Source organism: Stutzerimonas stutzeri (genome assembly GCF_024448935.1).
Classification (GTDB): domain Bacteria; phylum Pseudomonadota; class Gammaproteobacteria; order Pseudomonadales; family Pseudomonadaceae; genus Stutzerimonas; species Stutzerimonas stutzeri_AO.
Genome location: NZ_JAMOIE010000022.1, coordinates 23,961 through 48,933 on the forward strand (window position 1 = coordinate 23,961; position 24,973 = coordinate 48,933).

Sequence of the window (24,973 nt, forward strand, 5' to 3'; positions counted from 1 at the left end):
TCATCCCGTCCTTACAGCTGTACGCCAGAGAAAGACATGAAGCCCAGCGACATCAGTCCGATGGTGATGAAGGTGATACCCAGGCCCTGCAAGCCGTCTGGCACGTCGCTGTACTTGAGCTTCTCGCGAATACCAGCCAACAGCATGATCGCCAGCGCCCAGGACGCACCGGAACCAAAGCCGTAAACGGTACTTTCCGCCAGGTTGTAGTCTCGCTCGACCATGAACAGGGTGCCGCCCAGGATGGCGCAGTTCACCGTGATCAGCGGCAAGAACACACCCAGCGCGTTGTAGAGGCTGGGCACGTACTTGTCGAGGGTCATCTCGAGAATCTGAACGATCGCCGCGATCACGCCGATGTAGCTGAGCAGCCCCAGAAAGCTGAGATCCACTTCCGGCAAACCGGCCCAGGACAACGCACCTGCCTTGAGCAGGTAGGTGTAGATCAGGTTGTTGGCCGGCACCGTAATGGCCTGCACCACGATCACCGCGATGCCGAGACCAATAGCGGTTTCCACCTTCTTCGAGATCGCGATGAAGGTACACATGCCAAGGAAGAACGCCAGCGCCATGTTCTCGATGAATACGGCACGGACGAACAGGCTGAGGTAATGCTCCATTAATAAGCCTCCTTGTTCGAGACTTGCGGCGCCATTTTAAACGACGGCTTCTCGACCTGCTCTTTCTTCCAGCTGCGGATACCCCAGATGAACAGGCCGATCAGGAAGAACGCCGAGGGGGGAAGCAGCAGCAGCCCGTTCGGCTGGTACCAGCCGCCATCGTTGACCGCCGGAAGGATGGTGTAGCCCATCAGCTTGCCGGCGCCGAACAGCTCGCGAACGATGCCGAGCGCGATCAGCATGGCGCTGTAGCCGAGCCCATTACCGAGCCCATCGAAGAACGACAGCATCGGTGGGTTCTGCATGGCGAACGCTTCGGCCCGGCCCATCACGATGCAGTTGGTGATGATCAGACCGACGAACACCGACAGCTGTTTGGACAGCGAGAAGGCGTAGGCCTTGAGCACCTGATCAACCACGATCACCAGCGACGCAATGATCACCATCTGCACGATCATGCGAATCGAGCCTGGAATCTGGCTGCGGATCATCGAGATGAACAGGTTCGAAAACGCCACCACCAACGTCAGCGCGACGGACATGACCAGCGCCGTCTTGAGGTTGGAGGTAACCGCCAGCGCCGAACAGATTCCGAGGATCTGCAGACCGATGGGGTTGTTGTTGAAGACCGGATTGAACAGGACTTCCTTGATGGTAGGTTGCGACATGATCAAGCCTCCCTAGCGCGCAGGTTAGCGATAAATGGACCGAAGCCGTCTTCGCCCAGCCAGAAGTGCAACAGGTTATTCACCCCGTTACTGGTCAGGGTTGCACCGGCCAGCGCATCGACCTGATGGTCGGCTCGCGGGCTTTGCGGATCGACGCCACCCTTGACCACCTGGACGGCCAATTCGCCGTTTTCGTTGAATAATTCTTTACCTTGCCACTGGCTGCGCCACTTCGGGTTGTCGACTTCGCCACCGAGACCCGGGGTCTCGCCGTGCTGATAGAAGCCCAGCCCCTCGACCGTGTTGAGATCGCCCTTGACGGCGATGAAGCCGTACAGCGTCGACCACAGCCCGTAGCCACGGACCGGCATGATCAGCGTAGCGACCTCACCATTTTCCTCGACGGTATAGACGACGCTGTAGCGCTCGCGACGTTTGATCGAAGCGATATCCTCATCACCCGACAGCGCTTGCGAAAGCTCCGGGTCCTTGGCTGCAACCAGCGGATCGAAAGTGTTCGGATCGAATTCATCGCTGTACTCGCCCGTTTCCAGGTTGACCAGCTTGGCGACGATACGCTCGTTATAGAGCGCCTTCACCTGGCTGCCGGACATGCCTGGCTCACCCAGACCGGCAATCGCCAGGATGCTGCGTTGCTTGTCCAGCTGACGGTTTTCCAGCTGCGTCGGGCGAAGCGCCACGGCCGCACCCGCAACGAACACCGAGCACACCAGGCAGACCAGCAAGGCCACGACCAGCGTGCGAACGGTGGATTCTTTTTGACTAGACATTACGTGCCAGCCTCCGCTTGATGTTGGCCCGAACGACAAAGTGGTCAATCAACGGTGCGCACAGGTTGGCCAACAGAATCGCCAGCATCATGCCCTCCGGAAATGCCGGGTTTACCACCCGGATCAAGACCACCATCAGCCCAATAAGAATGCCGAAGACCCACTTCCCCGTATTGGTCATCGACGCAGAAACCGGGTCGGTCGCCATGAAAATCAGGCCAAAGGCAAAACCACCCACCACCATATGCCAGTACCAAGGCATGGCGAACATCGGATTGCTGTCCGAGCCGATCAGGTTGAACAGATAGCTCAGCGCAATCATGCCGACCATCACGCCGGTGACGATCCGCCAGGACGCGATCTTGGTCATCAGCAGCACAGCTCCACCAATGAAGATGGCCAGCGTACTGGTTTCGCCGATCGAGCCGTGAATGGTACCGATGAAAGCATCCATCCAGGTGATACCGCTACCGATCACGTTGTCCATACCGCCGGCAAAGCTCAGGCTGAGCGCCGTTGCGCTGGAGAATCCGTCCACTGCTGTCCATACCGCATCACCAGACATCTGCGCCGGATAGGCGAAGAACAGGAAGGCACGACCGGTGAGCGCAGGGTTGAGGAAGTTCTTGCCGGTACCGCCGAAGATTTCCTTGCCGATCACGGTACCGAAGCTGATACCCAACGCGACCTGCCACAGCGGAATGCTGGGCGGCAGAATCAGGGCGAACAGCACCGATGTGACGAAGAACCCTTCGTTGACCTCGTGCTTGCGGATCGAGGCGAACAATACTTCCCAGAAACCGCCGACGATGAAGGTCACCGCGTAGACCGGGATGAAGTAGGCCGCGCCCTGAATGAAGTTGTCCCACAGGCTGCCCGGATCGAAGCCGGCCAGCGCACTGACCAACGCCAATCGCCAACCTTCTTGCGAAGCAAGCAGATCAGGGCTCTGTGCATAGATCAGGTTGGCCTGGTAGCCGGTGTTCCACATGCCGAAAAACATCGCCGGGAAGGTGCACAGCCAGACCGTGATCATCATCCGCTTGAGGTCGATGCCGTCACGCACGTGAGCGGTGGTCTTGGTCACGCTACCGGGACGATAGAGAAAGGTGTCTGCGGCTTCGTAGAGTGCATACCACTTCTCGTACCTGCCGCCCTTCTCGAAATGGTGCTCGATCTTGTCGAGGAATTCGCGAATGCCCATTCCTTACCCCTCCTTCTCAATGCGAGTCAGGTTGTCCCGCAGGATCGGGCCGTATTCGTATTTGCCGGCACAGACGTAGGTGCACAGCGCCAGATCTTCCTCGTCCAGCTCGAGGCAGCCAAGCTTCTGCGCAACTTCGGTGTCGCCAATGATCAAGGAACGCAGCAGTTGAGTCGGCAACACGTCAAGCGGCATGACCTCCTCGTAGTTACCGACTGGCACCATGGCGCGGGGACTGCCGTTGGTGGACGTAGAGAAGGCGAACTTCTTGCCGCCCATCAGCTTGGAGATGTAGATATTGAGGATCGAGTGCTTGTCGCTACCGGCACGCAGGTAGTGCAGCATCTCGCGCTCCTTACCCTCGCGCAGGCAGGAAACCTGCTGGTGATAACGGCCCAGATAAGCGAACGCACCATGCGCCGTACGACCACCCAATACCGAACCGGACACGACGCGGTTGGCGCCGGGCTGCAATTCACCGGCGGTCAGCTCATCGAGACTGGCGCCCAGACGGGTACGTACCAGACGTGGATTTTCCACTACAGGACCGGCAAGCGACACCACGCGTTCGATTGACAGGCGGCCACTGGTGAACAGCGCGCCTATGGCGATCACGTCCTGATAGCCGATGGTCCAGACACTCTTGCTGGCGCTGACCGGATCGAGGAAGTGGATGTGGGTGCCAGGCAAACCGGCAGGATGGGGGCCGGAGAAACTTTCGGTGGTTACCTTGGCCAGCTGCTCGCCCGGCAACGAGGCACCCTCGGCCTTGCACAGGAACAGCTTGCCGAGATTACCGAGCACCTTGAGGCCCGCTTCGAAGTCAGCGGTACGCTCGGCAATCACGATGACCGGATCGGCGGCTAGCGGATGGGTATCGATTGCCGTGACAAAAATGGAGCTGGGCACGGCATCGATGGCCGGCACTTTGCTGTAAGGGCGCGTGCGCAGTGCAGTCCAGAGGCCCGACTGCTGCAAGTTCTCGCGAACCTGGGCATCGCTCAGCCCTTCGAGTTCGGCGGCATCGTACTGACTGAAAGTCACCTCATCGGTGCCGTCGAGGTCAACGACTACCGATTGCAGGACGCGCTTCTCACCGCGATGGACGGCGCTGACGACGCCGGCGCCGGGTGCGGTGAAAACCACCCCTGGCGTCTTCTTATCGGAGAACAGTACCTGTCCCAACTTGACCCGATCACCGACCTGAACATCCATGGTCGGCTTCATGCCGGGGTAGTCAAACCCCAATACGGCGACGCTTCGCACGGGCCTTCCAGCCTCGACACGCTGCGCCGGCGCACCTGCAATGGGCAAATCAAGCCCACGTTTTATATTGATCATCGGTTCGCTAACCACTGATTTAAAGGCTTTTTACGAGCCACACGGCTTGGCTAAAGTCGAACTGCACAACGCGCACTGAAGCGTTATCAGCGCGACGCTATGCCGCGGGCCCAGGTAGAAATCCGCCCGATTATAGAGGTCGCGACCCATGACTGACCACCCAAGGTCTTTCAATCTTTTGACTAGAGACAAGCGTTTCGCTGTAACTCACTATTGACGCGGCCGACTCGAAGGCCCTGCACGGTGGATTTTTCCGATCAAATGCAAAACGGGAGCCGAAGCTCCCGTTTTGCATACGACCGATGCGTCAGCGTGGGAAAGCGGGCGGATTGACTCCGGCCATGTCTTCCATCACCCGAACGACCTGGCAGCTATAGCCGAACTCGTTGTCGTACCAGACATACAGAACGACGCGGTTATCGCTGCAGATGGTGGCTTCGGCATCGACCACGCCGGCATGACGCGAACCCACGAAATCGCTTGAAACAACCTCCTGCGAGTTGACGAAGTCGATCTGCTTCTGCAGGTCCGAATGCATGGCCATCTGGCGCAGGTACTCGTTGATCTCTTCGCGGCTCGTGGCCTTCTCCAGGTTCAGGTTGAGAATCGCCATCGAGACGTTCGGCGTCGGCACGCGAATGGCATTACCTGTCAGCTTGCCTTTGAGCACCGGCAGCGCCTTGGCGGCAGCCGTAGCAGCACCCGTCTCGGTGATGACCATGTTCAGCGCAGCACTACGGCCACGACGACTGCCTTTATGGAAGTTGTCGATCAGGTTCTGGTCGTTGGTGTACGAATGCACAGTCTCGACATGACCGTTGACGATGCCGTACTGATCATTGACCGCCTTGAGTACCGGCACGATCGCGTTGGTGGTGCAGGAGGCAGCGGAGACGATCTTGTCGTCGGCGGTGATTTCGCCATGGTTGATGCCGTGAACGATGTTCTTCAGCTCGCCCTTGCCTGGCGCCGTCAGTACAACACGGTCTATGCCAGGGCATTTCAGATGCTGACTAAGGCCTTCGGCGTCGCGCCACTTGCCGGTGTTGTCAACCAGCAGCGCGTTTTCGATTCCGTACTGGGTGTAATCCACCGAGGCCGGATCGTTCGAATAGATCACCTGGATCAGATTGCCGTTGGCCGTGATGGTGTTGTTTTCCGCATCGATATGAATGGTGCCATCGAAAGGACCATGCACCGAGTCGCGACGCAGCAGACTGGCACGCTTGACCAGATCGTTCTCGGCGCCCTTGCGCACGACGATCGCCCGCAGACGGAGGCCATCACCGCCGCCTGTCTTCTCGATCAGAATGCGGGCGAGCAAGCGACCAATCCGACCGAAGCCGTAGAGCACGACGTCGATGCCCTTATGGACGCCCGCGGTGTTGCGCTTGCCTGCGACTTCGGCCAGTTCGTCACGCACGAACTGATCAAGGCTGCGGCCATTGCCCTCGGCCTTGAACTTCGCCACGACTTTACCCAGATCCACCGAAGCGGCGCCAAGCTCCATCTGGCTCATGGTCGTGAGGATCTGATGGGTTTCGTTGACGGACAGCTCGGCTTCGTCAGCCTGACGGTGGCGAGCGAAACGATGCGCCTTGAGCAGCGCGATGACCGAACGGTTGATCAGGCCGCGGCCATAGATGGAAGTCACCACGTTGTTGTTACGATACAGCTGACCAATCAGCGGAATCATCGCTTCGGCGAGGGCTTCTCGATCAATCCATTCACCAAGACACTGGTCGGGCTTCTGAGTCACGGGCAGTTCCTTCCAATATGTAGGGGCTGAGAAAAAGGGCTACATTATGCCGCCGCACCCTAGCGCCGGCAATCTCTGCAGCCGAAACACTGACAGCGTCCCGCGCGGATAGTTACAATCCGGGCGGTCCATTCTTATCGACCGGAGCCACGCCCACTCGTGTCCGTATTGCGCCTTCCGCCCATGCCTGCTGCCAGCGGCAAGCAAACCTGGGGCAACCTTCCTGGTGCCGCGCTGAGCCTGGCCATTGCCGAGGCAGCCAGCAACGCAGATCGATTCACTCTCCTTCTTACCGCCGACAGCCAGAGCGCCGAACGCCTGCAGGAAGAGCTTGGCTTCTTTGCGCCTGATCTGCCGGTTCTGCACTTCCCCGACTGGGAGACGCTGCCCTATGACGTGTTTTCGCCGCATCAGGACATCATCTCCCAGCGCATCGCCGCGCTCTATCAGCTTCCCGATCTGACCCACGGCGTTCTGGTAGTCCCTATCACCACAGCGCTACACAAGCTGGCGCCCAAACGCTTTCTGCTCGGTTCCAGCTTGGTACTAGACATCGGCCAGAAGCTCGATGTCGAGCAGATGCGGGCGCGCCTTGAAGCGGCCGGCTATCGCTGCGTCGATACGGTCTACGAACATGGTGAGTTCGCCGTCCGCGGCGCGCTGATCGACCTGTTCCCGATGGGCAGCCCCCTGCCCTACCGCATCGACCTGTTCGACGACGAAATCGAAACGCTGCGTACCTTCGATCCAGAAAACCAGCGTTCCATAGATAAGGTCGAGTCGATCCGTTTGCTGCCGGCACGCGAGTTCCCGCTGAAGAAGGAGTCGGTCACCGGCTTCCGCGCACGCTTCCGTGAGCGTTTCGACGTGGATTTCCGCCGTTGCCCGGTTTACCAGGATCTATCCACCGGGATCACGCCGGCCGGTATCGAGTACTACCTGCCGCTGTTCTTCGACGAGACCTCGACGCTGTTCGATTATCTGCCAGGAGACACCCAGGTGTTCTCGCTGCCGGGTATCGAGCAGGCTGCGGAGCACTTCTGGAAAGACGTCCGTACTCGCTACGAAGAGCGTCGCGTCGACCCTGAACGCCCATTGCTACCGCCCGCCGAACTGTTCATGGCGGTCGAAGACTGCTTTGCGCATCTGAAACTCTGGCCGCGCATCGTGGCCAGCCAGGATGATGTAGATACCGGCATCGGCCGCGAGCGCTTTCCAGCCAGCCGTTTCCCTGAGCTTGCGATCGACGCCAAGGCACCTGAACCCTTGGGTGCATTGCGACGCTTTCTCGACGAATTTCCAGGCCGCGTACTGTTCACCGCCGAATCGGCCGGCCGCCGCGAGGTTCTGCTCGAGCTGCTCGCTCGGCTGAAGCTGCGCCCGCAGGAAGTGGCTGGCTGGCCGCAGTTCGTTGAAAGCGGCGAGCGCCTGGCGATTGCCATCGCCCCACTGGATGACGGCTTGCTGCTGCAAGACCCGGCCCTGGCGCTGATCGCCGAAAGCCCGCTGTTCGGCCAGCGCATCATGCAGCGCCGCCGGCGTGAAAAAGGTCGTGATACCGGCGAGAACGCCATCAAGAACCTCACCGAACTGCGCGAAGGCGCGCCGGTGGTGCACATCGACCACGGTGTCGGCCGTTATCACGGCCTGGTCACCTTGGAGATCGAAGGTCAGGCCGCCGAGTTCCTGATGCTGCAGTACGCCGAAGAGGCCAAGCTCTACGTACCGGTCTCCAGCCTGCACCTGATTGCGCGCTACACCGGCAGCGACGATGCACTGGCGCCGCTGCACCGGCTGGGCTCGGAAACCTGGCAGAAGGCCAAGCGCAAAGCCGCCGAACAGGTGCGCGACGTCGCCGCCGAGTTGCTCGACATCTATGCCCGCCGCGCCGCGCGCGAAGGCCATGCCTTCGAAGATCCCCAACTCGATTACGAAACCTTCAGCGCCGGCTTCCCGTTCGAGGAAACGCCGGACCAGCAGGCCGCCATCGAAGCCGTGCGTAGCGACATGCTCGCACCCCGCCCCATGGATCGCCTGATCTGCGGTGATGTCGGCTTCGGCAAGACCGAGGTGGCCATGCGTGCCGCCTTCATCGCGGTGCATAGCGGTCGCCAAGTGGCGGTGCTGGTGCCAACCACGCTGCTTGCCCAGCAGCACTACAACAGCTTCCGCGACCGTTTCGCCGATTGGCCGGTTCGCGTCGAGGTGATGAGCCGCTTCAAGTCCGCCAAGGAGATCCAGGGCGCGGTGCAGGAGCTGGCCGAAGGCAAGGTCGACATTCTCATCGGTACGCACAGACTGCTGCAGGCCGACGTCAAGTTCACCAATCTCGGCCTGGTGATCATCGACGAAGAACACCGCTTCGGGGTGCGCCAGAAGGAACAGCTCAAGGCGCTGCGCAGCGAGGTCGACATCCTCACCCTGACCGCCACACCGATTCCTCGGACTTTGAACATGGCCGTCGCCGGCATGCGTGACCTCTCCATCATCGCCACGCCGCCTGCGCGCCGGCTGTCGGTGCGCACCTTCGTCATGGAGCAGCAGAACTCGGTGATCAAGGAAGCGCTGCTGCGTGAGCTGTTGCGCGGCGGCCAGGTCTATTACCTGCACAACGACGTCAAGACCATCGAGAAATGCGCCGCCGATCTAGCCGAACTGGTGCCGGAAGCCCGCATTGGCATAGGCCACGGCCAGATGCGCGAACGCGAACTCGAACAGGTGATGGGCGACTTCTACCACAAACGCTTCAACGTGCTGATCGCCTCGACCATCATCGAGACCGGCATCGACGTACCCAGCGCCAACACCATCATCATCGAACGTGCCGACAAGTTCGGCCTGGCCCAGCTGCATCAACTGCGCGGACGCGTCGGCCGCAGCCATCACCAGGCCTATGCCTATCTGCTGACGCCGCCACGCAAGGCCATGACTCCGGACGCCGAAAAGCGCCTGGAAGCCATCGCCAACGCCCAGGATCTGGGTGCCGGGTTCGTGCTCGCCACCCATGATCTGGAGATTCGCGGCGCCGGCGAGCTGCTCGGCGATGGTCAGAGCGGGCAGATTCAGGCCGTCGGCTTCACCCTCTATATGGAAATGCTCGAGCGTGCGGTCAAATCCATTCAGAAAGGCGAGCAGCCGAACCTCGATCAACCGCTGGGCGGCGGACCGGAGATCAATCTGCGCGTACCGGCGTTGATTCCGGAAGACTACCTGCCAGATGTGCATGCGCGGCTGATCCTCTACAAGCGCATCGCCAACGCCGCTGACGAGAACGGTCTGCGCGAACTGCAGGTGGAGATGATCGACCGCTTCGGTCTGCTGCCTGAACCTGCCAAGCATCTGGTCAGGCTGACCCTGCTCAAGCTGCAGGCCGCCAGCCTCGGCATCACCAGGATCGACGCCGGGCCTCAAGGGGGACGTATCGAGTTCGCTGCGGATACCCGCGTCGACCCGATGGTGCTGATCAAACTGATCCAGAGCCAACCCAACCGCTACAAGTTCGAAGGCGCCACGATGTTCAAGTTTCAGGTGCCGATGGAGCGTGCCGAAGATCGCTTCAACACGCTTGAGGCATTGCTCGAACGATTGTCCGTGGAAAAGCCGTAACGATGTCGAAGACGCCTGTACTCACCACCCGATCCACCGATGCAGGGTGACTTTCTCCCCAACCTGCCCGCCGCCTGGCGATTACCGTTTTCCGAAAACGCTATCGCCAGGGGCCAGCAGTACGCAGCGGAGGACCGCATCAGGGTCGTGCGGGAGGATTCGCGGTACGTCGAAGCGACGTGTCGCGGTTCAGCTGGCAGCGTCTATCGTCAGTCGCTGGAGCTGTCCCGCGACGGCCGGCTCAGCTGCATCTGCAACTGCCCGGTTGGCCGCAACTGCAAGCATTGCGTAGCCCTGATAGCGTCCCTCGAAGCGCAAGCCGAGCGCCTGCCCGCCAAGCAGAGCGAGCAGTCCGGTGAGCGCCTCCCTGACCGGCTGGAACAATGGCTATCGCAGCTCCCGCAGGTGCTGGGTGACAACCTGCAAACCGGCCAAGGCTGGTGTCTGCACTATCTGCTATGCCCTGACTTCTCCGTGGAGGTCCACAAGGTGCGTCAATACAAAGACGGCACCTGGGGCGAGCGGCAGCCCTACTATGGATTGCGTGAAGCCAGCTTTCGCAAGCCGACCTTCATGCAGCCGCTGGATTTGCGCATTGCCGCACTGGTAACGCTGGGCCGCACATCAGGCAATGGTTTCAAGCCCAACGGCGAGAACGGCGGCGAAATCCTGCGCCTGATTCTCGAGAGCGGTCGCGCCTTTCTCGGCTGGGCTCAGCCCGCACTGCAACCCGGCCGGCCCCGACAGGCACGCTTCAACTGGAACGAGCGAACCGACGGGGGTTTCCAGCCTGGACTGGACATGGCCGAACCCCACGGCGAACTGCTTACGGCTGTGGACCCGCTGTACTACCTCGACAGGGTCCGGAACGAAATGGGCATGGTCGATCACGGTCTGCCCATGCCACTGGCTCGGCACTTCCTCGACGCACCCGCGGTTCCATCCGCCCAGGCCGCCCTGTTCAGCCTGACGCTGCATGAAATCGCCCCGCAGCTGCCGGCCCCCGCCAAGCCTGAAGAACATCAGGTCGATGACCTGCGTCCACTGCCCCACCTGAGCCTCGGCAGCCATCAGTCGGTCAACTACCAGCTCAGCAGCGGTCGCATGGTGAGCGAGCACCAGCATCGTGCCGGGCTGACTTTCCTCTACGGCCACACCCGGGTTCACGGCAAAGCCAAGCCCGGCCAACGCGTACGCCAGACCGAAGGGGCTCGCGTGTTGAGCATCGCCCGCCAGCCGGACGCGGAACAGGCGCTGCGTCAGCAGTTGCAGCAACTGGGTTTTCGCCCGGCGCTGCGCCAGAGTCAGGCGTTGCCGAAGGATTCGGCCGAGATGTTCGAGCTGCCGAGCGAGGCAGCCTGGCTCAATTTCACCCAGACCCAACTGGCCCCGCTGCGCGAGCAAGGCTGGCAGATCGTCATGCAGCCCGGCTTCGCCTACGATCTGGCGTCGATCGATGCCTGGTACGTCGACGTCGAGGAGTCGCCCGAGCACAGCTGGTTCGACCTGGAACTCGGCATCATCGTCGAAGGTGAGCGAATCAGCCTGTTGCCGGTCCTGCTCGGGCTGATCCGACGCAATCCGGCCCTACTCTCTGCGCACGCCCTGGCACAACGCGGCGACGACGAAACCCTGCGGGTGCAGATCGGCCGGCGCCGCGAAGAAGATGACCAGCCGCTGCAAGTGCTGCTGCCCTTCGGTCGCCTGAAACCCATCTTGGCCACCCTCTCGGAGCTTTATCTTCAAAAGCAACCAAACGGTGAGAACCTACGACTGGAGCGAACCGATGCGGCCCGGCTGGCCGGGCTCGATTCGCTGCCGCTGCAATGGCATGGCGGCGAGCATTTACGGGATTTCGCCCAGCGACTGCGCGACTACCGCAAACAAGACATCAGCCCACCGCGGGACCTGAATGCAACACTGCGCCCCTATCAGCTGGACGGCCTGCGCTGGATGCAAACGCTACGGGCCCTCGAGGTCGGCGGCATTCTGGGCGACGATATGGGCCTGGGTAAAACGTTGCAGACCCTCGCTCATCTTTTAGTGGAGAAGCAAGCGGGCAAGCTGGACCGACCCTCTCTTGTGGTGATGCCCACGACGCTCATTCCCAATTGGCAGGATGAAGCGGCCCGCTTCGCGCCATCGCTGAACGTGGCGACCCTGCACGGAACGACGCGTCGGCAGCTCTACCAGCACCTGACCGACTACGATCTGCTGCTCACCACCTATGCGCTGCTGCCCAGAGACATCGACCTGCTCGCAGACGTCCCGCTGCATGTGCTGGTGCTCGACGAAGCGCAGAACATCAAGAACGCCAGCAGCAAGGCGGCGCAAGCCGCCGGACGTCTGGACGCCCGCCAGCGCCTCTGCCTCACCGGCACGCCGCTGGAAAATCACCTGGGCGAGCTCTGGTCGCTGTTTCATTTCCTCATGCCCGGCTGGCTCGGCGATACCAAGCAATTCAACCGGGACTACCGCACCCCTATCGAGAAACACGGTGACGCTGATCGGCTGGAGCATCTCACCAAACGGATAAAACCTTTCCTGCTCAGGCGACGCAAGGAACAGGTCGCGCAGGAGTTACCGCCCAAAAACGAAATCTTGCACTGGGTCGAGCTCAGCCCGGCTCAGCGCGACCTGTACGAAACCGTGCGACTGGCCATGGACAGTAAGATTCGCGAGGAGATCGACCGCAAAGGCCTGGCGCGCAGTCAGATCGTCATCCTCGATGCGCTGCTCAAGCTGCGTCAGGTGTGTTGCGATCTGCGCCTGGTCAAGGGCGACGTCGCCCGGCCGGTCCGGGGCGGCACCTCCGGCAAACTCGACAGCCTGATGCAGATGCTGACCGAGCTACTCGCCGAAGGCCGACGAATCCTGCTGTTTTCACAGTTCACCTCGATGCTCTCGCTGATTGAAGAAGAGCTGCAGAGCCGCACCATCGACTACGTCCAGATCACCGGCGAAACCAAGGATCGGCGCACACCCGTCACGCGGTTCCAGAATGGGGAGGTCCCGCTGTTTCTGATCAGCCTCAAGGCTGGCGGCACCGGTCTGAACCTGACGGCTGCCGACACCGTGATCCATTACGACCCCTGGTGGAACCCGGCCGCGGAGAACCAGGCCACCGACCGCGCGCACCGCATCGGCCAGAGCAAGCCGGTATTCGTCTACAAGCTGATCGCTCGCGCTACCGTCGAAGAAAAGATCCAGCACCTGCAGCAACGCAAAGCCGAACTGGCCGCAGGTGTGCTGGATGCCGGCGATCACGGCGGCTGGCAACTGGAGCCGAGTGATATCGAGGCGCTGTTCGCGCCGCTGCCCTAGGAGGATGGGATATGCGCCGACTGGTCGCCCCTGGCGATTTCGATCGCGTCTACGACATCTACATGCACGAGTCAGTGGTGCCCTTCCTCGGCTTCGATCCGATGCCGCGCCAGGCGTTCGGCAAGGTGTTCGACCCGTTGTTCGAGAGTGGCTGTTTCTACGTATACGAAGTCGATGGCGAAGTAATGGGCTTCTACAAGGCGCAGCGGCACGTCGGTCGTGCTGCCCATGTCGCCTACCTTGGAACCTTGGCCGTGGCGCCGGAAGCCCAAGGCCGAGGTATCGCCATGGGAATGATGCAGGACGCCCTTGCGCGGCTGCTGCGAGCGGGCATCACCCGTGTCGAGCTGACAGTCGAAGCGGACAATCCCCGTGCCATCACCTTTTACGAACGCCTGGGCTTCGTGCAGGAAGGCACTCAGCGGGCGGCCTACAAACGTGCCAGCGACGCCGGCCATGTCGATGAGCTGATGTACGGGTTGCTGCATGACGGCTGATCGGGCCGGGACGCCGGGCGAGCCAAGCCACCCGGCACCTTCGCGGCCAATCAGCCTTTCAGCTTGACCGTGGTCTGTGCCACCAGCTCGCCCTGGTAACGGGCAATGGTCAGCTCTTTATCGGACGGTTGACGCGAGCCGTCACCGCCAGCGATGGTCGAGGCGCCGTACGGCGTGCCGCCATTCATTTCCGAAATATCGAAGAACTCGCCGATACCGTAGCCGGTGGGCACGATGATCATTCCGTGGTGCGCCAGAGTGGTCCAGGTCGAGGTAATGGTCATCTCCTGACCGCCGCCGGTGCCGGTCGAAGCAAACACGCTGGCCACCTTGCCGTGCAGCGCGCCCTTGGCCCAGAGCCCACCGGTCTGATCGAGGAAGGCACGCATCTGCCCGGACATGTTGCCGAAGCGAGTCGGCGTACCAAAGATGATCGCATCGTAATCGGCCAGCTCCGCCGGATCGGCAACGGGCGCCTGCTGGTCGACCTTGCCGCCGGCATTCTTGAAAGCCTCTTGCGGCATGGTTTCCGGCACGCGCTTGATGGTCACTTCAGCGCCTTCGACACGACGCGCACCTTCGGCCACTGCATTGGCCATGGTTTCGATGTGGCCATACATTGAGTGGTACACCACGAGAATCTTCGCCATTTTCAGTTTCCTCTTCCTGGGTTGTGTTCCGGTTTGAGTAGTGGCAGTCGATACGTTCAGCGAACGTCGACCAGCACGATTTCACTGTCTTCCAACGCCCTGATGCTGACCCGCGTCTCATCTCGCACTGCCACCCCGTCACCTGCCGCCGCGATCCGCTCCCCGACTTCGATACGCCCGCTGGCCGCAACCATGTAGACCTTCCGCTCCGGGCCAACCTGGTATTCGGCAACCTGACCGGCAAAAAGTGTCGCCGCAGCCAGGCGGGCATCGGCTCGTATGGGCAAGGCATCGCCATCCTCTGCCATCCCGCTGGCCAGGGTGACGAGGCTGCCGGCGCGCTCACCGGCCGGGAACGGGCGGGTGCCCCAGGCCGGCGGCAAGCCGGACTGGTCCGGGTAGATCCAGATCTGGAAAATCTCGGTGGTCTCGTCTTCCAGGTTGTATTCGCTGTGGCTGATACCGGTGCCGGCGCTCATCACCTGGATGTCACCCGCCACGGTCCGGCCGCGGTTGCCGAGGCTGTCCTCATGGGTGATCGCCCCCTTGCGCACGTAGGTGATGATTTCCATGTCGCGATGCGGGTGGCTCGGGAAGCCGGAATGCGGTGCGATGCTGTCGTCATTCCAGACCCGCAAGTGCCCCCAGTGCATGCGGGCCGGGTCGTGGTATTCGGCGAAGGAAAAGTGATGACGGGTATCCAGCCAACCATGCTGGGCGCCGCCGAGCTCGGCACGGGGACGAATGTCGATCATTTGAGAGACCTCTGAACGGTGGCCGACTTGGCGCCAGGCGTGCCGAGTGACGGAATCTGGTGATCTTCTATTGAATCGCCAGGTTCATGGTTGCATTTTTCCGTACGAACCTATCGCAATGCCTGATAGATGCGCCGGGTGATGGCCAATCTCAGGCGAGAAATGCCAGCACTCGTTCCAGTAGCAGTTCGGGCACCTCTTCCGGCAGGTAGTGCCCCGCCGGCAGGGCCTCGCCCTGCACGTCTGACGCAACCGCGCGCCATTCCTCGAGCGGATCGAAACAACGCTCGATCACACCCGTGGTACCCCACAGCACCAGCAACGGCGCGTCGATCATCCGTTTGGCGGCACGGTCTTCGCGGTCATGGTCGAGATCGATGCCAGCACTGGCCCGATAGTCCTCGCAGAACGCATGAACAGTGCCGGGCAGCTTCATGCATCGCAAGTACTCGGCGAACGCGACCTCGCTGAACGGATGCACATGATCGGCGCGGGTGGCCACGGCGGTGCGCAGGATAAGTTCGGGGGCGGCCTCGAGCAGCGTTTCCGGCAGCGGCGCCGGACGAATCAGGAAGAACCAGTGCCAGTAGGCGCGAGCAAAGGTTTCGTCGGTCTGGCTGTACATCGCCAGGGTCGGCGCGATATCCAGGAGGATAAGCCGCCGCACTGCCTGCGGGTGATCCATGGCCAGCCGATGACTGACCCGCGCCCCGCGGTCGTGGGCGAGCAGGTCGAAGCGCTCGAAGCCCAACACGCGCATCAGTTCCACCTGGTCGCGCGCCATCTCGCGCTTGCTGTAGGCGATATGGTCCTCGCCGCCTTCGGGCTTGCTGCTATCGCCGTAACCGCGCAGGTCGGCTGCCACCACGGTGAAGCGTTCAGCCAGCTGATCGGCCACCTTGTACCAGATTACGTGCGTCTGCGGGTATCCGTGCAGCAAGAGCAGAGGCGGACCGGAGCCGCCCTTGCGATAGTTGATCCGAACGCCGTTGACCTTGCACTCGTTACGCTGAAACTGCTCGAACATGGGACCGCTCCTGAGGGAAGAGTTCTAAGCCTAGGCGTAGCCGGGCCAATCGCAATAACGCGCAGCGAAGCGGCAATGGCTTTGCTGGGCCAAATGCTGCGCTCCCTCCAAGACGTTCGCCGCGCCAGGCGATCCGGCGACTGGAACATGCGGCGCCCACTGACGGTCAGCATTTAGCAATGGCTCGCGGGCCGCGCCCGGCCCGGTTGCGCGCGCCCTGTCGATCAACCGCCCAGGAGGCGCCCGGATGCCCAGGCACACACCCAACATGCAGGCTGCTACCGTATCGCCCATCCACCGTCAGCCGATGCTCCGCGCATGGCGGTGAGCGGCGAGACGCTGCAGCCGCCGGTCGATCTGCAGCATGACCACATCGACGGGCCACCCGACGCCAGCGTGACGCTGCTGGAGTACGGCGATTACCAGTGCCGCTACTGCCGTCGCGCCCATGAAGGCATCCGGCGCATGCGCGACGAGCGCCTCGGCAGCCAGATGCGCTACGTGTTTCGCCATTTCCCCAACGCCAAACCGCACCCCGACGCCCGGCTCGCGGCCCAGGCCGCCGAAGCGGCGGCGCTGCAGGGCGCGTTCTGGCCCATGCATAACTACCTGTTCGAACACCAGGACCGGCTCGACCGGGCGGGGCTGCTGGAGGCAGCGGAGACGCTGGGGCTTGCGCGCGACCGGTTCGAACGCGACCTCGACAGCCAGAGCGTTAGTGATCGCGTAGACGCTGACATCAAGGCCGCCCAGGACAGCGCCGCCGATGCGACCCCGACCTTCTACGTCAATGGCCGCCGCTACGACGGCCCCTGGGATAACGATTCGGTCCTGGAAGCGGTAGAGCGCCCGCTGGGGCTCAAGCTGCATCTGCTGGCGCGCGCCTTTGCCGGGCTGTCGATTTCTACCGGGCTGATGATGCTGGCCGCGGTCGTCGTGGCGATGCTCTGGGCCAATGTGTTCGGCGGCTACGAAGCCTTCTGGTCGACCGAACTGGGCATCAGCCTGGGCGAGCAACGCTTCGCCCTGAGCTTGCATGAGTGGATCAACGACGGCCTGATCGTGATCTTCTTTTTCGTGGTCGGCCTGGAAATCAAGCGCGAGGTGTTGTTCGGCGACCTGGCCGAGCCACGGCGCGCCGCCCTGCCCGTGGCCGCGGCGATTGGTGGCATGGCCGTGCCGGCGGCGATCTATTTCGCGCTCAATTCGTCAGGTTCGGCCAGCAGCGGCTGGGGCATTCCAGTGGCGACCGACACGGCCTTCGCGCTGGCGCTGCTGACGATGCTCGGCCGCAAGGCGCCCATCGCCCTGACCGTGTTCGTCGCCGCGCTGGCCATTGCCGACGACATTGGCGCCATCCTTGTGCTGGCGCTGTTCTATACCGAGCACGTCTCCCCGCCTGCCCTGGCCGCGGCGGCCGGGCTATTCGCGCTGCTGGTGATCTTCAACCGCGTGCGCATCTATCGCCCGTTGCCCTACGCGCTGGTGGGCGTGGCGATGTGGGTGGCGATCCTGGTGTCCGGCCTGCACACGACCACCGCCGGCGTGTTGCTGGCTCTGGCGATCCCGTCCCGGCCATTGCCAAGCACCTCAGGCCTGTTCGGCCAGACCGTAAGCGCCTTCTCCAATCTGGAGGCTCCGGCCAGCGGCAACGAAGCAAGAAACCAGCACTACGAGCGCACCGTAAGCACGCTGGAAACCGTCCTCGAACGCCTGCTCTCGCCGGCACAGCGGCTCGAGCGCGGGATGCAGCCCTGGAGTACGTACCTGATCCTGCCGCTGTTCGCTTTGGCCAATTCCGGCGTCGAGCTGTCGGGCGAAGCGCTGCGCGTCTACCACCCATTGGGGCTCGGCATCATTCTTGGGCTGGTCGTGGGCAAGCCGCTGGGCATCACCCTGGGTGCCTGGCTGGCGACGAAGGTGAAGCTCGCCAGTCCACCGAAAGGCTTCAGCTGGCGTCAGCTGGCTGGCGGTTCGGCGCTGTGCGGGATCGGTTTCACCATGTCGATCTTCGTGGCCACCGCAGCCTTCAATGACGAAGGCGATCTGGCCCTGGCCAAGGCCAGCGCCATTGTGGCTTCGGTGCTGGCAGGCTGCATCGGCTGGTTCATGCTGCGCCGCGCGCCGGCAGCGGATGCGGCGGAGCGTGACGACGAGGATGGCGAGGGGCGTACGCCGCACGAAGAGCACGGCGAGGCGCAGGGCTGAAACAAGACGCCAGCAGTCGAGCGTGCCCTGCAGATACAACACCGCGTGCCCGGCTACGAATACCCGCTCGCCCTCGACCCGGCAATGCAACAGGCCGCTGCGGCGTGACGCCTGCAATGCCCGCAGTCGCGTCTTGCCCGGTCGTTCGCTCCAGTACGGCGCCAGCCCGGCATGGATGGAGCCGGTGACCGGGTCCTCGTCGCCGCCATTGGCCGGCCAGAAATAGCGCGAGACGAAATCCTGCTGACGTCCCGGCGCGGTCGCCACGACATCCAGTGGCGCCAGTGACTTGAGCAGCGCGAGATCGGGTGATAGCTGTCGCACCTGATCTTCGTCGTCGTACACGGCAAACCAGGCCTGGCGGCTTTTCAACACCGTCTGCAGCAAGGTGCGAAGGCCATTGAACAGCGCGACCGGCGGGTTTTCGACGGGTTCCGGGGCACGGTTGGGAAAGCTCATCTCCAGCAAGCCATCGTCCAACTGAGCGACGCTGATATCGCCTGCTGCGGCCGCACGGAAGACCAGCGGAGCCGTCGCCAGCTTCTGCTCCAACAGGACGAAAGCACTGGCCAAGGTGGCGTGCCCGCAGAAAACGATTTCGGTGATCGGTGAGAACCAACGAATGTGAAAAGCCCCATCAGGCTCACGCAGCAGAAAGGCGGTTTCGGACAGGTTGTGTTCCACGGCAATGGCCTGCATCTGCACGTCACTCGGCCATTGCCGAAGCGGCACGACCGCCGCGGGGTTGCCTTTGAACAGCTCATGGGTAAATGCATCGACCTGATAGATCGGCAGTTTCATCGTCGCCCCTCAATCCCATGCAAGGCCCCGATTGGGCCCGCGAAAAAAGGGTGAGTGTCGCCGAGCGCGGAGTCTCCGGCAAAGGCCAACTGCGAGAAGAGATCAGAGCGCTCAGGTACCCCGACCGCTCGACCCGCTATCGTCAGGACTTCTTCTCTGTGCTCGCCGTCAGCGTCGGCTCCAGCGGCGCACCGACCGGCCGGCATTGCGTCTGCGCGCCGGGTTGCAGGTACGGCTGCAGGATCGGCGCCATGCCTTTGAGCACCTGCACCGGCAGCGCCGAGGTAAAGCGGAAGCTGTCCGCGCCGCGTCCCGGAACATAGGCGATCAGCGTGCCGAAGTGGTTCGGCCCGAGGTAGAACACGAAGGTGGCGGTACGATTCAGCGCCAGCGAGCTGATCAGCCGGCCGCCGGCCCCGACGGTCTGGATCCGGTTGTCGCCCGTTCCGGTCTTGCCGCCGACACGCAGTGCGTCACCGTCAGCCTGCACAAAGCTGCCACGCAGGCGCCGCGCGGTGCCCCCCTCGACCACAGATGCAAGCGCTTCGCGCAGGGCCGTCGCAACCTCGCTCGGCAGCACCCGCACACCTACATCCGGCTGGATGCCGAGGCGAGTCTCGTACGGCGTGCCGCTGGCGAAATGCAGGCTGTCGATGCGCACGCTCGGCAGCCGCACGCCGTCGTTGACGATGATGCCCATCAACTCGGCCAGCGCCGCCGGACGATCACCCGAACTGCCCAGCGCGGTGGCCAGCGAAGGCACCAGATGGTCGAACGGATAGCCAAGGCGCTGCCAACGGCGATGGATATCGGTGAACGCCTCGACCTCCAGCATGATGCGGATGCGGCTGTCCCGTGCGCTCTTGTGGCGACTGCGGAACAGCCAGCCATACACTTCCTGGCGCTCGACGCTACTGGCCGCGATCACTTCCGTGATACCCGCCTCGGGATGCTTGATCAGATAACCCAGCAGCCACAGATCCAGCGGGTGGACCCGGGCTATGTAGCCTTGATCCGGCAAGCTGTACGACCCCGGCACATAGCGCTCGTACAGCGAGTCGAGCGCCTTGTCGGTGAGGTCCGCAGTCGGCAGACGCGCCTTGAGAAAGCGCTCGAACGCTGCGCGATCCGCCTCGGGCATCAGATAACGATGTACCGCAGCCAGCCTCGATGGCGTTGGCCGCATGCCGTCCAGCAGTGCTTCGATGCGCTCGTCCGCGCTATTGTCGCGGTACTTGCGCCAGAAGCGCTGGAGAAAAACCGACCCTTCACGATCGGCAAAGCGCTGCAGGTATTCGCGCCGCTCGGGATTGTCGTCGCTTCTGAGCAGCTCGGCGCCATTGGACGCCTGATAGGTGCTGTAGCTCACCAGATCACGCATCAACCGAACGAATGGCAGGTTGATCGACTCCTGAAGTGCTTCGCGCATGCTGGGCAGGCGACCATCGTCTTCACGGCGGAAGTTGCCGAACCGGTGCATGCCGGCGCCCGTGAAGAAGCGCTCGGTCGGGCTGGCCGAGTAGCGCCGTTCCAGCGCGGCATCGAGCATCGCCGGCAAATTGCGATCCTCATGCTGAATCAGATAAGCCAGGGCCCAGCGGGTCAGCGGATCCAGCGCCTCGGCCTTGCGCAAGGTGGCGGCATCGCTCGTCGCGTAACGCTCGTGCAGCTCGGCAATGACCTCGAGATAGGTGGTCAGTACCCGCAGCTTCGCGGTCGAGCCCAGCTCCAGCTTGCTGCCCTCGTTGATATCGAATGGCTGGTTGATGTTATCGGTCTGCACCCGTACGCGAAAGCCCTGCTCGCCGCGCTCGAACAGCGTGAAGCTGTAGCGCACGTCGCCGGTACGCTCGGGTGACAGCATGCGTTCGCCGAACAAACCAGCCTCGCCCGCGAACGCCGGATCGGCCAGCCGATGCAGGTAGTTGCTGATCTGTCCCTGCAGTTCACCATGCAGCGGCGTGGTCGCGGCCAGATCGAGACGATCGAGCTCATACAACGAAACACCCAGCAGGTGGCTCAGGCGCATCCGGGCCGCCGTGATGCCTTTGCTGGAAGGCACTGCGCGGATACCCGGCTCGAGGCGCAGGTCGCGGAACGCAACCTTCTGCTGCAAGGCGGCATTACGCAGCCGTGTATTGATCACGCCGCCGTTGGCCAGCAGGCGGATATGACTGTCGGTGAGTTCCGCCATGTCGTCGCGTCCTGCCCCGAGGTAATACGACGGGCGCCGCTGAGCGATCAGCAGCGAGAGCACCTGACGCAGCGCCAGCCCCTGCGTTTCATAGCTGACGCCCGCGTTACGGCGAGCATCGAGTACCCGGTTGACCTCGGCAAAGTCGGCGCCATACCAGAGGCGCAAACCGTCGGCGATGCCGTGCACCTCGCCGTGACCGTAGGCGGCCGAAAGCGGCACGCTGTTGAGGTAGTCGCGCACGATGCGCTGCCGGGTGACCATGGTCTGCTGGCCTTCGCGGTAGGTACGGACGCTGGCAGAAATCATCTGCCGGATCTTTTCCTCGGCATCACCCGTGCGCCCTTCCGGCGAATGACGGTATTTCTCGACCTGTGTCGCCAAGGTACTGCCGCCAGCCGCCTGGACCGGCAGGCCGAACTGCTTCTCGACCTGGCTCACCGCCGCCATGGTGAAACGTGGCCAATCCACTGCGGGGTTGGCTCGTGGGCGGCCGGCGTCGAGCAGTCCGCGATCCTCGATGAACAACAGGCTCATCGCGATGACCGGTGGTACGTCGTCGAAGGTCTCGTAGTATTGGTGCGGATAACTGTTGGCATACAGGGGCTCGCCTCGACAATCGTCGATGATCAGTCCTGCCTGGGATTTTTCCGGATAGGGTACGAAGAAGCCACGGTTGACATAGCGCAGCAACGCGGGCGAAAAACTCACCTGCTGCTGCACACTGAATCCCCGTTGGGTCAGCCGTTCCAGGAATGTCGGCAAGGCCGCATAGCCCAGACGGCGGTCGAATGGTCCTGCCTCGGGAAATTTGATGCGGCGGCTCGCACCGGGCTCGAGCTGGTAGTCCAGATTCTCGGCGTAACGGTTAAGCCAAAGCGCCTGCAACTTTGACGTATGCATCTCATGCCAGGCGGCATAACCGCCCCCGGCCAGCAACGAAACGCCCAGAAAAACACCCATGCGACGCGCCAGACGGCTAGGGCTGCCCATGTCCCGCAAATCCCGCTGGACAAGTTCGCGGCGACGCGCTACGTTGTGTCGCCATGGATATCCAGAGTCAGATCAAGCGCAGTTTGAGCGTGCCGGAGGCACTTGAGCAGGTGCGTGCGCTGGTGGCTGGCGGCGAGGTTGGGCACCGCATGGGTCTGGCGCAGGCGGTGTGCGAGCGCTTTGGCTTTGTCGATGCGTGCGGTCGGGCGCAGGTTGCGGGGTGTCTGAAGGCGCTGCGGGAGCTGGAGCGCCGCGGGGCGATGGTGCTGCCGGCGGCGCGCTCGTGCCCGGCGGCGGGGATGCCGCGGCGTCTGGAAGCGCCGGTGCCGTGGCCGGTGGGCTTGCCGGAGCAGGTGCAGGCGGTGCGGGGACTGGAGCTGGTGTTGGTGGCATCCGAGGTGCAGCGGCGGACCTGGAACGAGCTGATGCTCCGGGAGCACCCGCGGGGTGCGGGGCCCTTGGTCGGTTGTCAGCTGCGGTATTTGATCGTCTCGGAGCACGGCTATCTGGGCGGTTTTGGGTTCTCGGCGGCGGCGCTGGCGCTGGCCGACCGGGATGCCTGGATCGGTTGGGATGCGGAGACGCGGCGGGCGCAGTTGCACCGCGTGGTGAGCTTGAGCCGTTTTCTGATCCGCGCACCGGGGTGTCGCCATCTGGCCTCGCAGGTGATGGGCGCGGTGCTGCGCCGGCTGGCGGATGATTTCGAGCAAGGCTTCGGCTACCGTCCGTCTCTGGTCGAAAGTTTTGTCGACACCGCAGCGTTTGAAGGCACCTGTTATCGCGCGTCGAACTGGATCGCGGTGGGCTGCACGCGGGGCCGGGGCCGTCAGGATCGGGCGCATGCCGGTGCGGCGGGGATCAAGGCGATTTATGTGTATCCACTGGTGGCGGATTTTCGGCAGCGGCTGGGCGTGGTGTTGCCGGCGCCGCCGGGCCCGCTGGGGCTGGGCGAAGGTCTGGATTCGGCCCACTGGGCCGAGCAGGAGTTTGGCGGCGCCCCGCTGGGGGATGCGCGCTTGAGCCGGCGCCTGGTGAGGAGTGCGCAGCGTCAGGCCGAGCAGCCCGGCCGCGCCTTTCCCGGCGCCGCGCAGGGCGATCGCGCGGCGACCAAGGGCTACTACCGGCTGATCGATCATCCCGATGTCGAGGCGGTGACGATGGCGGCGATCATCGAGCCCCATCGCCAGAGCACGCTGCGGCGGATGCAAGGGGAGCCGCGCGTGCTGTGCGTGGCCGACGGCACGGATCTGGATTACACGAACCTGGTCAACTGTGAAGGTCTGGGGTCCAGCACCTGCAACCAGACGGGGGCGCAGGCGCGCAGTCTGCATCTGCATTCGACGCTGGCCATCAACGCGCAGGGCATTCCGCTGGGCCTGGTGGATGTGCGCTGCCGCACGCCGCAGCAAGACCCCGCGCCCGCAGCGTCCGCCAAGTCCACGCCGATCGAAGAGAAGAAGACCTTCGAGTGGATCCAGTCCCTGCGGGCCTGCATGGCGCTGGCCCGGCAGATGCCCGATACCCGGATCAGCTGTGTGATGGATCGGGAAGCGGACTTCTACGAGCTGTTTGGCGCCTGGCGCGAAGACCCGTGCGTGGACCTGCTGGTGCGCGCGCAGTGGAACCGCCAGACCGCAGCGCCGGCGCCGCTGTTCGAGCAGCTGCGCGGGGCCGAAAAGCGCGGCGAAATCAGCTTGACGATCAAACGCCAAAGCGCCCGGCCCAAGCGCAGCAAGCAACAAGCCAAGGCCGGCCGCCAAGCCCGCCGCGCGACACTGACGCTGCATTACGAGTGCATCGATCTGCAAGCGCCCAAGCATCTCAAAGGGCTCGAACCGCTCAAGCTGTGGGCCGTGCATGGGGTCGAGAACAACCCCCCTGAAGGCGTCAAGCCCGTCGAATGGTTCCTTCTGACCAGCCGCCAGATCACCTGCGCCGCCGATGCGCAGCAGTGCCTGGCCGATTATGCGCTGCGCTGGCGCATCGAAGATTGGCACCGGGTGATCAAATCGGGCTGCCAGATCGAAGAGCTGAGCTACGACACCATGGAGCGGCTGCAGCGCGCCATCGCCATCAAGCTGGTGATCGGCTGGCGGATCATGGTGATGACCCTGCTCGGCCGGGAAGTGCCCGAGCTGCCGGCCGAGATCCTGTTCACGGACCTGGAGATCGAGGTCATGAGCGCCTGGGCCAAGGCCAACGGGGCCCGCGCGCCCACCGAGCTCGGCGACGCCGTCCGCCTGGTGGCCAAGTTTGGGGGCTATCTGGCCCATACCCGCGATCCGCCCGGCCACCAGCTCATGTGGTATGGCTACCAGTATCTGTACAACTTGTGTATCGGCTATGAGCTCAGAGCAATGCAGTAAGTCACAACGCCACCCCGCAACTGGCCCGGCCAGAAATGTGGGGCACGGGCAGGGCTAGCGTGCGTACGTGTTCGCCCGGGCATGTCGGCAGATGGCGCGCGCTTGCTGCGCCCCGCCCGAGATATGTCGTTTCGCCATCCTGCGCCCATTGTTTCCGGCCTGGCTTCTG

Annotated in this window: 15 protein-coding genes and 1 pseudogene; 5 read left to right on the forward strand and 11 right to left on the reverse strand. The window is 62.9% G+C overall.

Annotation, left to right across the window (positions count from 1 at the left end):
• Positions 1-11: 11 nt before the first annotated feature.
• From nqrE to NA637_RS08885, 6 genes are all read right to left on the reverse strand, one after another.
• Positions 12-620, reverse strand: a complete 609-nt coding sequence (gene nqrE / locus NA637_RS08860; protein ID WP_256071918.1) for an NADH:ubiquinone reductase (Na(+)-transporting) subunit E — start codon at positions 618-620, stop codon at positions 12-14.
• Complete coding sequence (locus tag NA637_RS08865) at positions 620-1,294, reverse strand: NADH:ubiquinone reductase (Na(+)-transporting) subunit D (RefSeq protein WP_256071919.1); 675 nt, start codon at positions 1,292-1,294, stop codon at positions 620-622. Before NA637_RS08865 ends, nqrE begins: the two co-directional genes overlap by 1 nt.
• A complete protein-coding gene (locus NA637_RS08870) occupies positions 1,291-2,079 on the reverse strand; it encodes a Na(+)-translocating NADH-quinone reductase subunit C (RefSeq protein WP_256071920.1) in 789 nt (262 codons plus the stop codon). Before NA637_RS08870 ends, NA637_RS08865 begins: the two co-directional genes overlap by 4 nt.
• A complete protein-coding gene (locus NA637_RS08875; protein WP_256071921.1) occupies positions 2,072-3,283 on the reverse strand; it encodes an NADH:ubiquinone reductase (Na(+)-transporting) subunit B in 1,212 nt (403 codons plus the stop codon). The genes NA637_RS08870 and NA637_RS08875 overlap by 8 nt, the downstream gene beginning before the upstream one ends.
• Before the next feature lie 3 nt (positions 3,284-3,286).
• The gene (locus NA637_RS08880; protein WP_256071922.1) at positions 3,287-4,624 is read right to left on the reverse strand and encodes a Na(+)-translocating NADH-quinone reductase subunit A; all 1,338 of its coding nucleotides are present in this window, start codon (positions 4,622-4,624) and stop codon (positions 3,287-3,289) included.
• Between the two features lie 307 nt (positions 4,625-4,931).
• Positions 4,932-6,383 carry a glyceraldehyde-3-phosphate dehydrogenase gene (locus tag NA637_RS08885; RefSeq protein ID WP_256071923.1) on the reverse strand — a complete coding sequence of 484 codons (1,452 nt, stop codon included), beginning with the start codon at positions 6,381-6,383 and terminating at the stop codon, positions 4,932-4,934.
• A 159-nt stretch (positions 6,384-6,542) separates the two neighbouring features.
• Here NA637_RS08885 and mfd point away from each other — a divergent pair, with 159 nt between their 5' ends.
• The 3 genes from mfd to NA637_RS08900 are packed head-to-tail and all read left to right on the forward strand — an operon-like array spanning position 6,543 to position 13,810.
• Positions 6,543-9,989, forward strand: coding sequence for a transcription-repair coupling factor (gene mfd, locus NA637_RS08890; protein ID WP_256071924.1), 3,447 nt, complete (start codon positions 6,543-6,545; stop codon positions 9,987-9,989).
• Positions 9,990-10,028: 39 nt separating this feature from the next.
• Entirely contained in the window at positions 10,029-13,313 is a 3,285-nt protein-coding gene (locus tag NA637_RS08895; protein WP_256071925.1) for a DEAD/DEAH box helicase, read from the forward strand.
• Positions 13,314-13,324: 11 nt separating this feature from the next.
• Positions 13,325-13,810 (forward strand): GNAT family N-acetyltransferase, encoded by a 486-nt coding sequence (locus NA637_RS08900; protein WP_256071926.1) that lies wholly within the window; start codon positions 13,325-13,327, stop codon positions 13,808-13,810.
• Between the two features lie 50 nt (positions 13,811-13,860).
• On the opposite strand, the gene wrbA is transcribed toward NA637_RS08900, so the two are convergent.
• The 3 genes from wrbA to NA637_RS08915 all read right to left on the reverse strand — a co-directional run bounded on the left by wrbA (position 13,861) and on the right by NA637_RS08915 (position 16,242).
• Entirely contained in the window at positions 13,861-14,460 is a 600-nt protein-coding gene (gene wrbA / locus NA637_RS08905) for an NAD(P)H:quinone oxidoreductase (protein ID WP_256071927.1), read from the reverse strand.
• Positions 14,461-14,516: 56 nt separating this feature from the next.
• A complete protein-coding gene (locus tag NA637_RS08910) occupies positions 14,517-15,215 on the reverse strand; it encodes a pirin family protein (RefSeq protein ID WP_256071928.1) in 699 nt (232 codons plus the stop codon).
• Between the two features lie 151 nt (positions 15,216-15,366).
• On the reverse strand, positions 15,367-16,242 hold the full coding sequence (locus tag NA637_RS08915) for an alpha/beta fold hydrolase (RefSeq protein WP_256071929.1): 876 nt from the start codon (positions 16,240-16,242) through the stop codon (positions 15,367-15,369).
• A gap of 318 nt (positions 16,243-16,560) precedes the next feature.
• Here NA637_RS08915 and nhaA point away from each other — a divergent pair, with 318 nt between their 5' ends.
• Positions 16,561-18,450 (forward strand): Na+/H+ antiporter NhaA, encoded by a 1,890-nt coding sequence (gene nhaA / locus NA637_RS08920; protein WP_256071930.1) that lies wholly within the window; start codon positions 16,561-16,563, stop codon positions 18,448-18,450.
• A gap of 15 nt (positions 18,451-18,465) precedes the next feature.
• Here the strand turns inward: nhaA and NA637_RS08925 are convergent.
• Both NA637_RS08925 and NA637_RS08930 read right to left on the reverse strand, forming a co-directional pair.
• Positions 18,466-19,239: pseudogene (locus NA637_RS08925) on the reverse strand (PhzF family phenazine biosynthesis protein); the annotation flags it as partial.
• Between the two features lie 154 nt (positions 19,240-19,393).
• Complete coding sequence (locus NA637_RS08930; protein WP_423836712.1) at positions 19,394-22,438, reverse strand: transglycosylase domain-containing protein; 3,045 nt, start codon at positions 22,436-22,438, stop codon at positions 19,394-19,396.
• A 53-nt stretch (positions 22,439-22,491) separates the two neighbouring features.
• On the opposite strand from NA637_RS08930, the gene NA637_RS08935 reads away from it, so the two are divergent.
• Positions 22,492-24,804, forward strand: a complete 2,313-nt coding sequence (locus tag NA637_RS08935; protein ID WP_256071931.1) for an IS4 family transposase — start codon at positions 22,492-22,494, stop codon at positions 24,802-24,804.
• Positions 24,805-24,973: the final 169 nt, after the last annotated feature.